The sequence below is a fragment of the Mesorhizobium sp. L-8-10 genome, assembly GCF_016756635.1.
GTDB lineage: Bacteria > Pseudomonadota > Alphaproteobacteria > Rhizobiales > Rhizobiaceae.
In genome coordinates, this window is the sequence record NZ_AP023263.1 from 752,298 (window position 1) to 764,244 (window position 11,947).

Below are 11,947 nucleotides of genomic sequence, written 5' to 3' on the forward strand. Positions count from 1 at the left end.
CGAACGATGAGCCAGGCCCGCTCCTCCCTTTCGCGCAGCTTCGCGGCCCATGCCGTGCTGATCGCCTATACGGTGATCGCGCTGTTCCCGGTCGTCGTCATCGTCATCAACTCGTTCAAGTCGCGCAACGCGATCTTCCGCTCGCCGCTGTCCTTCCCGACCCCGGAAACCTTCGATCTCGTCGGCTACACGACCGTGATGGCGCAGGGCGACTTCGTTCTCTATTTCCAGAACAGCCTGATCGTCACCGTGGTATCGCTGTTCCTCGTGCTTCTGTTCGGCGCCATGGCCGCCTTCGCGCTGTCGGAATACAATTTCCGGGGCAACACTCTGATGGGGCTCTATCTGGCGCTGGGCATCATGATCCCGATCCGGCTCGGAACGGTCGCGATCCTGCAGCTCATGGTGGCGAGCGGCCTGGTCAACACGCTGACGGCCCTCATCCTGGTCTACACGGCGCAGGGCCTGCCGTTGTGCATCTTCATCCTGTCGGAATTCATGAAGTCGGTGTCGGCCGACCTCAAGAACGCCGGCCGCATCGACGGCCTGTCGGAATACACGATCTTCTTCCGACTGGTGCTGCCCCTGGTGCGGCCGGCGATGGCAACGGTCGCCGTGTTCACCATGATCCCGATCTGGAACGACCTTTGGTTCCCGCTGATCCTGGCGCCCGCCGAAGCCACCAAGACCGTCACGCTCGGCGCCCAGATCTTCATCGGCCAGTTCGTGACCAACTGGAACGCGGTGCTGGCGGCCCTGTCGCTCGCCATCCTGCCGGTGCTCATCCTCTATCTCGTCTTTTCGCGGCAGTTGATCCGCGGCATCACTTCGGGGGCAGTCAAGTGAATTCCGCCAAACCCTTGCGCGTCATTGTGGCCGGGTTGGGCAATATGGGCCGCGGCCACGCGCTCGCCTATCATGCCAATCCCGGCTTCGAGATCGCGGCTCTCGTCAACCGCACGGAAATCGCGCTGCCCGAGGCGCTGCAAGCCTATCGCCGCCGCTTGTCCTTCGCGGAAGCGCTGCGCGAGGAAAAGCCCGACGTCGCATCGATCAACACCTATTCCGACAGCCATGCCGACTATGCGGTGGCGGCACTGGAGGCAGGCTGCCACGTCTTCGTGGAGAAGCCGCTGGCGACGACGGTCGCCGACGCCCGCCGCGTGGTCGCGGCGGCAAAGGCCAACGGCCGCAAGCTGGTGATCGGCTACATATTGCGCCACCATCCCTCCTGGATCCGGCTGATCGAGGAAGCCCGCAAGCTCGGCGGTCCCTATGTGTTCCGCATGAACCTGAACCAGCAGTCGAGCGGCGCGACCTGGGCCACGCACAGGCAGCTCATGAAGACGACCTCGCCGATCGTCGACTGCGGCGTGCACTATCTCGACGTCATGTGCCAGATCACCGACGGTACGCCGGTCGAGGTGCGCGGCATGGGCGTGCGGCTCACCGACGAGATCGATGACGGCATGTACAATTACGGCCACCTCCAGGTGCTGTTCGACGACGGCTCCGTCGGCTGGTACGAGGCGGGCTGGGGGCCGATGATGTCGGAGACCGCCTTTTTCGTGAAGGACGTCATTTCGCCCAGGGGCTGTGTGTCGATCGTGATGGAGGACGGCGGCAAGTCCGACGACATCGACATGCACACCAAGACCTCGGTGATCCGCGTCCATCAGGCCGCGACCGGCACTGACGGCCGCTTCGCGGTGCCCGACCGGGACCTGTCCATGGAAGGCGAGCCGGGCCACCAGGATCTGTGCGACCGCGAGCAGGCGTTCCTGCTGAAAGCGATCCGCGAGGACATCGACCTTAGCCGGCATATGGACGATGCGGTGCGTTCGCTCGCCGTCTGCCTGGCCGCCGACGAAAGCGTGCGCAGCGGCCGCCCGATCAAGCTCTAGCCCAAAGGAACAGGTTGTGGGTTCACTCAAGCTCGAGAATGTGAAGAAGTCGTTCGGCCAGGTCGACGTGCTGAAAGGCATCGATCTTGATGTCGCCGACGGCGAGTTCGTCGTCTTCGTCGGCCCGTCGGGTTGCGGAAAATCGACCCTGCTCAGGATCGTCGCCGGGCTTGAGGACGCGACCTCGGGCCATGTGCGTATCGACGGCCAGGCGGTGAACGCCACGCCGCCGGCCAAGCGCGGCATAGCCATGGTGTTCCAGACCTATGCGCTCTATCCGCATCTGACGGTCAGGAACAATATGGGCCTCGGCCTCAAGCAGGCGGGCGCGCCGGCGGCGGAGATAGACACGCGCATCAAGGCAGCGTCGGCCATGCTGTCGCTGGAGCCCTATCTGGAACGGCGGCCGGCCGAACTTTCCGGCGGCCAGCGCCAGCGTGTCGCGATCGGCCGCGCGGTGGTGCGCGAGCCCAAGCTCTTCCTGTTCGACGAGCCCCTGTCCAACCTCGATGCCGCGCTCCGCGTCAACACACGCCTCGAGATAGCCCAGCTTCACCGGCGCCTGTCGGCGACGATGATCTACGTCACCCACGACCAGGTCGAGGCGATGACGCTGGCCGACAAGATCGTGGTTCTGAATGCCGGCCGCATCGAGCAGGTCGGCGCGCCGATGGAGCTCTATAATTCCCCGGCCAACGACTTCGTCGCCGGCTTCATCGGCTCGCCGAAGATGAACTTCATCGACGGCGCCCGGCTCGGCGAGACGGCGAGGACCATCGGCGTGCGCCCTGAACATCTGACGGTCGACACTGCGTCAGGTGCGTGGAAGGGCACCGTGATCCATGCCGAGCATCTCGGCGCCGACACCAATCTCTATCTCGACTGCGAGAAGGCCGGACTGCTGACGGTGCGCATCTTCGGCGTCTACGATGCCGAACCGGGCGCGACGCTGTTCGTCACGCCCGATCCGGCGCGTACTTATCGCTTCGACGCCGACGGCAGGACGATGAAGTGAAAGAGCGGGCGCTCCCGCCGTCGATGGTGTCGGGCCGGGGACAGGCGATCCCTGACCCTGTCCTCTGTTGCGCCGGGCTGGGCCCCTCATCTGCCTGCCCGTCCTCCGCAGCAGCTGCGGAGGACGGGCAGGCAGATGTGGGTCAGCGTCGGCGGTCGACGAATAAGCCGTCGCGGCGCCGGTCAGGCGTCCGGCCGGACGTTCTGCTTCTGCGTGCCCAGGCCTTCTATGCCGAGCTCGATCACGTCGCCCGCCTTCAGGTAGCGCGGCGGCTTCATGCCCATACCGACGCCGGGCGGGGTGCCGGTGGAGATGATGTCGCCCGGTCTCAGGCTCATGAACCGGCTGAGATAGGAGACCAGGAAGGCGACGCCATAAACCATCGTCCTGGTCGAGCCGTCCTGCACAGTCTCGCCGTTGACCTTCAGCCACATCTTCAGGTCCTGCGGGTCGGGAACCTCGTCCTTCGTCACCAGCCAGGGGCCGGTCGGTCCGAAGCTGTCGCAGGACTTGCCCTTGGTCCACTGGCCCGAGCGCTCGGTCTGAAAGGCACGTTCGGAAACGTCGTTCACCACGCAATAGCCGGCGACGTAATCGAGCGCATCGGCTTCGCTCACATATTTTGCCGTCTTGCCGATGACGACTCCGAGCTCGACTTCCCAGTCGGTCTTTTCGGAGCCGCGCGGAATGAGCACGTCGTCGTCGGGGCCGACGATCGCAGAGGTTGCCTTCATGAAGATGATCGGCTCCGGCGGGACCGTCGCGCCGGTCTCGGCCGCGTGGTCGGAATAGTTGAGCCCGATGCAGATGAACTTGCCCGTGCCGGAGACGCAAGGCCCGAGACGCGGCGTGCCGGCAATGGCGGGCAGCGCCTTCGGGTCGAGCGCGGCGAGCCTCGCCAGCGTAGCCGGGTCGAGGGCGGCTCCGGCAAAATCGGGGACATGCTCCGAAAGATCGCGGATCACACCGTCGGCATCGATCAGACCCGGGCGCTCGTTGCCCGGCTCGCCATAACGCAGCAATTTCATGAGAGCTTCTCCGTGATGTCAGGTCAGATCGACCAGCCGCCGTCGATATTGTAGGTCTGGCCGGTCGTGTAGGTGGCGCCGGCGAGATAGACCGCCAGGTCGGCGATCTCCTCAGGGGTGCCGAGCCGGCCCATGGGCTGGCGCGCGATGAAGGCGGCGCGCGCGGCGTCATAGTCGCCCTGGGCACGCATGCGGTCCTCGAGCGACGGGCTCTCCACGGTGCCGGGGCAGATCGCGTTGCAGCGTATGCCCTTGCCGACGAAATCGGCGGCGACCGCCTTGGTCAGGCCGACGACGGCCGCCTTGGTCAGGCCATAGGCGAAACGGTTGGGCACGCCCTTGATGGAACCGGCCAGCGACGACATGTTGATGATCGAGCCGCCGCCGCGCTCGAGCATGCCGGGCAGCACGGCGCGGATGGTGCGGACCATCGAGCGCACATTGAGATCGAGGGCGAAGTCGAGTTCGGCGTCCTTCATGTCGAGGATCGTGCCGGCATGAACGAAGCCGGCGCAGTTGAACAGGACATCGACCGGCCCGATCTCCTTGAAGAAGGCCTCGACGTCGGCATCCTTCAGCACGTCGAGCTTGGCCGTGACGATGCCGGATTCGCCGTCGAGCTCGCGCAGCAGCACCAGATTGACGTCGGTCGCGACCACCTTGGCGCCGGCCCGCGCGAATGCCAGGGCCGAGGCCCGGCCGATGCCCTGAGCAGCCGCCGTCACGACGACTGTCTTGCCTTCCAAAGAACCGGACATGCTCTCTCCCTACCGCGTCGGCCCCACGATCGATCTTCGCGAAGCAATGCGCATCGACACGAATCCTGGAACGTTCCTTGCACGTTCCAAGAAAGCGCGGCGCTCCAATGCCCGCGCATTCCTAGATTTCCGCGCCGGCCGCGTCAACGACGCGTCTCACATGCGGATGTCATCCCACTTCGCTCAATCGCCGTAGGGCACCCAGACGTTCTTCACCTCGATGGCGCGGCGGAGCAGCGTTTCGCTCCCCATCGCGTACCAGTCGAGCGAGCGGCCGTTCGTGGTCCAGACCCGCTTCAGATTGCCGGTCGAATCGGCCTCCGCCTTCGCGCAGGTTTCGGCATCGGCCACGATCCACAGGCCGTCGACATCGTCGTGCTTGGCCAGCACGCCCGCGAGCTCCGCCGAGCGGCCCGTCACGATGTTGATGGCGCCTGCCGGCAGGTCGGAATATTCGATGACCTGGTAGAGGTCGGTGGCGATCAGCGGATATCTCTGAGACGGCACTGCGACGACCGCGTTGCCCATGGCGAGCGCCGCTCCCGCCAGGGACACCAGCCCGAGCAGGGGCATGTCGTCACCCGCCACGATGCCGACGACGCCGACCGGCTCGTGCAGCGCCAGCGCGACGGCGCGAGCGGGCGGCTGATGGACCCGGCCCTCGAACTTGTCGGCCTGGCCGGCATAGTCGAACAGACGCTCGATCGAAGCCTCGACCTCCGCCCGTGCGGCCTTGGCGGATACTCCCGTGAGCACGGCGATGCGGCCGGCGAACTCCTCGGCGCGGATCGACAGGTTCTCGGCGAGGAAATAGAGCACCTGGCTGCGGTTGAAGGCCGTCGCCTCGCCCCAGCTCCTGGTGGCCGCGCGCGCGGCCGTGACGGCGTCGCGTATGTCCTTGCGGTTGCCGAGGCCGACATCGCCGACGAAACGCCCCTTCCGGTCCGCCACCGCCAGCGAATAGTTGCCGTCGGGACGGACCTGCTTGCCGCCGATGAACAGCTTGGCCGTGCGGTCGATCGCGGGCGCTTCGGCCTCGGGGCGTTCGGCAATGGCCACGTTTGCTGCCGCCGGCCTGATCACGGCGCCGAAAGGCAGCTTCGACACGAGATATTCATACATGCCTTCGCGCCCGCCTTCTCGGCCGAAGCCGCTCTCGCGATAGCCGCCGAAGCCGCAGGCGGCATCGAACATGTTGGTGCCGTTGACCCAGACGACGCCGGCCTTGAGCTGCGGCGCGACATGCAGCGCCAGATTGATGTTCTCGCTCCACACCGAGGCGGCGAGGCCGTAACGCGTGTTGTTGGCGAGTTCGACCGCCTCCTTCGTGTTGCGGAAGGTCATGGCGGCGAGCACCGGGCCGAACACTTCTTCCTGGGCGAGGATGTTGGCGGGCGACACACCGGTCGCCAGCGTCGGCAGATGGAAATAGCCCGTCTCCGGCAGTCGGGCATCGGGCTGCCAGCACACCGCACCCTGTCTGGCGCCTTCGGCCACGAGCCCACGGACCCGGTCGAGCTGCGTCTGGTCGACCAGCGGCCCGATATCGGTGTTCTTGTCGAGCGGGCTGCCGACAATCAGGCGCGCCATGCGCGTCTTGACTTTGGCGAGGAAGGCTTCGGCGACGCCTTCCTGCACGAGCAGGCGCGAGCCGGCGCAGCAGACCTGGCCCTGATTGAACCAGATGCCGTCGACCAGCCCTTCCACGGCGCTGTCGAGATCGGCGTCCTCGAACACGACGAAGGCCGACTTGCCGCCGAGTTCCAGCGACAGCTTCTTGCCCGATCCGGCCGTCGCCTTGCGGATGATCTTGCCGACCTCGGACGAGCCGGTGAAGGCGATCTTGTCGATGCCGGAATGGTTGACGATCGCCGCGCCCGCCTCAGGGCCGCCCTGGACGATGTTGACCACGCCCTTCGGCACGCCGGCGCGCTCGCAGATCTCGGCAAAGAGGATCGCCGTCAGCGGCGTGAACTCGGCCGGCTTCAGCACCACGGTGCAGCCGGCAGCCAGCGCCGGCGCAATCTTCCAGGCCAGCATCAGCAGCGGGAAGTTCCAGGGGATGATCTGGCCGACCACGCCCGCCGCCTTGTGGCCGGGGAATTCGCGGTCGAGCGACTGCGCCCAGCCCGCGTGATGGATGAAGTGGCGGATTGCCAGCGGCACGTCGATATCGCGGCTCTCGCGGATCGGCTTGCCGTTGTCGATCGATTCCAGCACCGCGAGCAGGCGCTGATGGCGCTGCATGGCGCGGCCGACGGCGTAGAGCACCTTGGCGCGGGCAAAGCCGGAAGAGGCCTGCCATTTCGGCAGCGCCTTGGTTGCGGCGGCAACCGCCGCGTCGATGTCGGCAGTGCCCGCATCGGCGACCTTGGCCAGGAGCTTGCCCGATGACGGCTCTGTCACGTCGAAGGTCCTGCCGCCGGCGGCCGCCGCCCAGACGCCGCCGATGAAGAGCGCTCTGGAAAAATCCCTGCCGGCGAGCCAGGCATCGGCCTCGTTGCGTGCTTCCGGCGCCGGGCCGTAGTCCATGGCGTTGTAGCGTTCGAGGATGTTCATGATGGGTGTCTCCCGAGAAAGGGGAAATTCCGTTTTGGCAACCTGCAGGGTCCAGCAATGAATCCGTAGCCAACTTCCGCGCGGTGGCGCCCGCTCACCCGGCCTCCGCTTCGCTCGGCCACCCTCTCCCCGAGGGGAGAGGAGGTTTTCGGACGTTGACGCTTCAGCCGGCTGGGATGACGACTGGCCGTGGCGGTCCACGATCTCCTCTCCCCTTGGGGAGAGGGTGGCCGAGCGAAGCGGAGGCCGGGTGAGGGGGCACGCACGCTAGGAGAGCTCCGAGACTTGTCGGCGGTCACGCCATGGCGTGGCGGTGACCGGCCGAGTAATGGCCGGTGAGGTGATGTTCCAGCTGGCGTTCTATGTCGGTGAGCAGGCTCGACGCGCCGAAGCGGAAAAGCTCCGGCTCCAGCCACGGCCGGCCGAGTTCCTCTTTCATCAGCACCAGCCAGTCGAGCGCGCTCTTGGCGGTGGAGATGCCGCCGGCCGGCTTGAAGCCGATGAGATAGCCCGTCGCCTCGAAATAGGCGCGGATCGCGCGAACCATGGCGAGGCCTACGGGCAGCGTGGCGTTGACGCTTTCCTTGCCTGTCGAGGTCTTGATGAAATCGGCGCCCGCCATCATCGCCACCATGGAGGCCAGCGTCACGTTCCGCAGCGTCGACAGGTCGCCGGTGCCGAGGATCACCTTGAGATGCGCTTCCCCGCAGGCCGCCCGCATGGCGACGATCTCGTCGTAGAGCTCTTGCCATCTGGCCCCATAGACCAACCCGCGCGGGATGACGACGTCGATCTCGTCGGCCCCATCCTTCACCGAGGCCTCGATCTCCTGGAGCCTGGTCGACAGCGGCGCGAGGCCATGTGGAAAGGCCGTGGACACAGCGGCGACATGGACGCCGGAGCCCTTCAAGGCGTCGACGGCGGTCGCGACGAACGGGTGATAGACGCAGACCGCGGCCGGTCGGATCTTCGCCTCCGCGACCCCCAGCCCCTCGGCGATATCAGGCCGGAGCGGATTGAGAGCCTTGGCGCAGAGCCGGCGCACGCGCTCGTCGGTGTCGTTGCTGTTGAGCGTTGTCAGGTCCATCAGCGCGATGGCGCGCAACAGCCAGGCAGCCTGGTTGTCGGCCTTGATGCTGCGCCTCTTGGTCATGCTGGCGACGCGCCGCTCCAGCGCGCTGCGGTTGACGTAGCGCATCGCCTCAAGGAAACCGAGGTCGAGCGGCATGCCCGGGTTGCGGGCGATGCCATGGCTGGAGACATCGGGCACATTGGCCGCCACCAGCGGCAGCGGCGTAACCGTCGCCGTCCCGATCTCGGCTTCGCGAATCCTGGTGCTCATGCGCACTTTCCTCCTGCGCTCATGCGGCGTGGTCGACCGCTGCAGCGAAGGGAGGATAGCCCGCGAGGCGCCGCTTCACGAGTCCCGAGGAAGCTGGATGGAGAAAAAACGACTCGGGACGACCGGCACGAACCCATCCGATCAGGGCGCGCAAATGACCAGCTCGACTGCCGACATGCCGGGTTGGGTTTCCCCAGGCTCCGGCCGATGCGAAAATTTCAGCCGACGAAGGCGCGTTCGACGACGAACTCGGCCGGATGGTTGAGCGAGCCTTCGGTGAAGCCGAGGCTCTCGACCAGTTCCTTGACGTCCTTCAGCATCGACATGGAGCCGCAGATCATGACGCGGTCGGTCGCAGGGTCGAGCGGCGGAATGCCGAGATCCGCATAGAGCTTGCCGTTTTCGATGAGCCTGGTGATGCGGCCCATGCGCGGCGAGATCTCGCGGGTGGTCGTGCAGTAGTGCGTCAGGCGCCCAGCGGCGACCTCGCCGATCAGCGGGTCGTTGGCGGCCTGGTCGAACAGTTCCTCGCCGTAACGCAGTTCGGCATGGTCGCGGCAGGTATGGGTGAGGATGACCTCTTCGAACTTCTCATATGTGTCGGGATCGCGCACAAGGCTGGCGAAGGGCGCGATGCCGGTTCCGGTCGAGATCATGAACAGGCGCTTGCCCGGGGTCAGCGCATCGACAACAAGCGTGCCCGTCGCCTTCTGGCGCATCAGAACGGTGTCGCCCGGCTGGATCTTCTGCAGCTCCGAGGTCAGCGGACCGTCCGGAACCTTGATCGAGAAGAACTCGATCTCGTCGTCCCAGGCCGGGCTGGCAATGGAATAGGCGCGGAAAACCGGCTTCTCGGCATTGGGCAGGCCGATCATCACGAACTCGCCCGAACGGAAGCGGAAGGACTGCGGCCGCGTGATACGGAAGGAAAAGAGCCGGTCGGTGTAGTGCTTGACCGACACGACCGTCTCGGCATGGACGTTGGCCGGGATCGGGAACTGCCTGACCTCGGCGTCCGTCGTCTTCAGGGCGGTGGCTGCGGGCTGCATCGAATCCGAACCTTTCGGTGGCAATTTTCGCCCGAGCGGACCACAGCACGCGGAAGCGTTCATCCGGCGCGCCTGGCTGACAGCTTGGAAGCGAGGGAGTACTTGTCAGGTAAAGTTATTAGTATACAAATGAATATCGCGTCAAGATCGGGACAGGAAACACCTTTCCAATCAGTGACGTATCCTTAGGCTCGGCATTTCGGGTTTCGCGCATGGCGGAGAACGATCGCGCAGGAGACGGCGGTGTCGTGGCCGGCATCGATGTCGGCGGCACGTTTACCGACCTGATCCTGATCGACGGGCGCGACGGCGGCAAGGTGCGGATCGCCAAGACGCCGACCACGCCCGCCAACCAGGCTTTCGGCGTCGTCTCGGCGCTGGCCGAGGCAGGACCGCCTGTCGACCGGATCGACCTCATCGTCCACGGCACCACGACCACCACCAATGCCGTCCTGGAACGCCGGCTGGCCCGGACGGGCATGATCACCACACGCGGCTTCCGCGACATCATCGAGCTTGGCCGGCGCACCCGGCCGCAGCCCTATGGCATGACCGGCGTCTTCGTGCCTGTCATTCCGCGCAATCTCAGACTCGAAGTCGACGAACGGGTCCTAGCCTCCGGCGCCATACGAACGCCGCTCGACGAGGCCGGCGTGCGTGCAGCCGTGCAAAGGCTGCTCGCGGAAGGTTGCGAGGCGCTCGTCATCCACTTCCTGCATTCTTATGCCAACCCCGCTCATGAGCGGCGCGCCGCCGAGGTCGCCGCGGAGATCTGGCCGAACAGCTATGTCACGACCGGCCATGCGCTTCTGTCGGAGGCGCGCGAATTCGAGCGGGGCGTCACCGCCGCCGTCAACGCCTCTGTCCAGCCGATCCTGGAACGCTACGTCGAGCGGCTGCGGCGCGAGCTCGAAACGCGCGGCTATATCAGAGACTTCCTGATCATGAACGGCAATGGCGGCATGATCTCCGCCCGCTTCGTGGCACGGGAGGCAGCCAAGACCGTCATGTCCGGACCGGCGTCCGGGGTGATTGCGGCCGCCTATACGGGCCGCCGGGCCGGCCTTTGCGATCTCGTGACCTACGATATGGGCGGGACGTCCACCGACGTGGCGCTGATCCGCAACGCGCAGCCCTCCGTCTCCAACGAGACCGAGATAGAATATGCCATGCCGATCCATGTGCCGATGGTAGACGTTCACACCGTCGGCGCCGGCGGCGGCTCGATCGCGCGCGTCGACGCGTCGGGCCTGATACAGATCGGACCCGAAAGCGCGGGCGCGGTGCCCGGGCCGATCTGCTACGGGCGCGGCGGCACCGAGCCTACCATCACCGACGCCAATCTCGTGCTCGGCCGCCTCGATCCGGCCAGGCTGCTCGCCGTCGACGTGCCGGTCGGGGTCGACCAGGTGCGGGACATCTTCGCCGAACGCATCGGCCGCGCCACCGGCCTCGACGGCGTGGCCGCGGCGGGCGCGGCCTTGCGGCTCGCCAATATGAAGATGGCCGGGGCGATCCGCATGGTGTCGGTCTCGCGCGGCCACGATCCGCGCGATTTCGTGCTCTTCGCCTTTGGCGGCGCAGGGCCGCTGCACGCAACGGCGCTCGCCCGCGAGCTCGGCCTGCCGAAGGTGCTGGTGCCGGCGCGGCCGGGGATCACCAACGCGCTGGGCTGCGTGGTGGCCGATCTCAGGCACGATTTCGTCAACACGCTGAACCGGCCGGTCGCTACCCTCGACGAGGCCGAAGCCACGGCCGTGCTGGAACAACACCGTGCGGACGGCGCAGCGCTGATCGCCAAGGAGGCGGTCCGGCCGAGCACGATCCGCTACGCCCATTCGGCCGACATGCAGTTCGTCGGCCAGACCCATATCCTCAACGTACCGCTACCTTCGGCCGCCGTCAGCCGCGCCGTTCTCCAGGACCTGTTCGAGAAGGCCTACTTCGCCCGCTTCAAGGTGGCGTTGCCGGAGATCAGGGCGAACCTCGTCAATCTCAACACGTCGGTGTCAGGCGTGCGGCCCGACGTCGACCTCTCGGCGCTGATCGATCCCGGAGGCCGGGCGACGACTATCGCCGGGGCGCTGCGCGGGCGCCGCCCGGTCTGGTTCGACGGCGGCTGGCATGACACGCCGGTCTATGATCGCGAGAAACTGCCGCTCGACGCCCTGGTCGCCGGCCCGGCGATCCTCGAACAGCTCGACGCCACCACGGTCATCGAACCGTCCGACCGGGCGAGTTCCGACGCCGACGGCAACATCCTCATCGAGATCGGGAAAGGCTGAAGCATGG

At 66.3% G+C, this 11,947-nt stretch carries 9 protein-coding genes; 4 read left to right on the top strand and 5 right to left on the bottom strand.

All coding sequences use genetic code 11. The annotated features are described in order from the left end of the window. Nucleotides 1-6 precede the first annotated feature (6 nt). Genes JN280_RS03375 through JN280_RS03385 form a run of 3 tightly spaced genes read left to right on the top strand, consistent with a single transcriptional unit; the run spans nucleotide 7 to nucleotide 2,919 of the window. Nucleotides 7-846 carry a carbohydrate ABC transporter permease gene (locus tag JN280_RS03375; protein ID WP_202310111.1) on the top strand — a complete coding sequence of 280 codons (840 nt, stop codon included), beginning with the start codon at nucleotides 7-9 and terminating at the stop codon, nucleotides 844-846. Beyond that, nucleotides 843-1,904 (top strand): Gfo/Idh/MocA family protein, encoded by a 1,062-nt coding sequence (locus JN280_RS03380; RefSeq protein ID WP_202310112.1) that lies wholly within the window; start codon nucleotides 843-845, stop codon nucleotides 1,902-1,904. Before JN280_RS03375 ends, JN280_RS03380 begins: the two co-directional genes overlap by 4 nt. A 16-nt stretch (nucleotides 1,905-1,920) precedes the next feature. Next, nucleotides 1,921-2,919 (top strand): ABC transporter ATP-binding protein, encoded by a 999-nt coding sequence (locus JN280_RS03385; protein ID WP_202310113.1) that lies wholly within the window; start codon nucleotides 1,921-1,923, stop codon nucleotides 2,917-2,919. A gap of 182 nt (nucleotides 2,920-3,101) precedes the next feature. On the opposite strand, the gene JN280_RS03390 is transcribed toward JN280_RS03385, so the two are convergent. From JN280_RS03390 to JN280_RS03410, 5 genes are all read right to left on the bottom strand, one after another. Next, nucleotides 3,102-3,947, bottom strand: coding sequence for a fumarylacetoacetate hydrolase family protein (locus JN280_RS03390; RefSeq protein WP_202310114.1), 846 nt, complete (start codon nucleotides 3,945-3,947; stop codon nucleotides 3,102-3,104). Nucleotides 3,948-3,970: 23 nt separating this feature from the next. After that, the gene (locus tag JN280_RS03395; RefSeq protein WP_202310115.1) at nucleotides 3,971-4,705 is read right to left on the bottom strand and encodes an SDR family oxidoreductase; all 735 of its coding nucleotides are present in this window, start codon (nucleotides 4,703-4,705) and stop codon (nucleotides 3,971-3,973) included. A gap of 183 nt (nucleotides 4,706-4,888) precedes the next feature. Next, nucleotides 4,889-7,264, bottom strand: coding sequence for an aldehyde dehydrogenase family protein (locus JN280_RS03400; protein WP_202310116.1), 2,376 nt, complete (start codon nucleotides 7,262-7,264; stop codon nucleotides 4,889-4,891). Nucleotides 7,265-7,559: 295 nt separating this feature from the next. Continuing rightward, nucleotides 7,560-8,606: a deoxyribose-phosphate aldolase gene (gene deoC / locus JN280_RS03405; RefSeq protein WP_202310117.1), complete on the bottom strand. Its 1,047-nt coding sequence runs from the start codon at nucleotides 8,604-8,606 to the stop codon at nucleotides 7,560-7,562. A gap of 218 nt (nucleotides 8,607-8,824) precedes the next feature. After that, complete coding sequence (locus JN280_RS03410) at nucleotides 8,825-9,655, bottom strand: ferredoxin--NADP reductase (RefSeq protein ID WP_202310118.1); 831 nt, start codon at nucleotides 9,653-9,655, stop codon at nucleotides 8,825-8,827. A 212-nt stretch (nucleotides 9,656-9,867) separates the two neighbouring features. Between JN280_RS03410 and JN280_RS03415 the strand changes: the two genes are divergently transcribed. Further along, nucleotides 9,868-11,940, top strand: a complete 2,073-nt coding sequence (locus JN280_RS03415) for a hydantoinase/oxoprolinase family protein (RefSeq protein ID WP_202310119.1) — start codon at nucleotides 9,868-9,870, stop codon at nucleotides 11,938-11,940. Nucleotides 11,941-11,947: the final 7 nt, after the last annotated feature.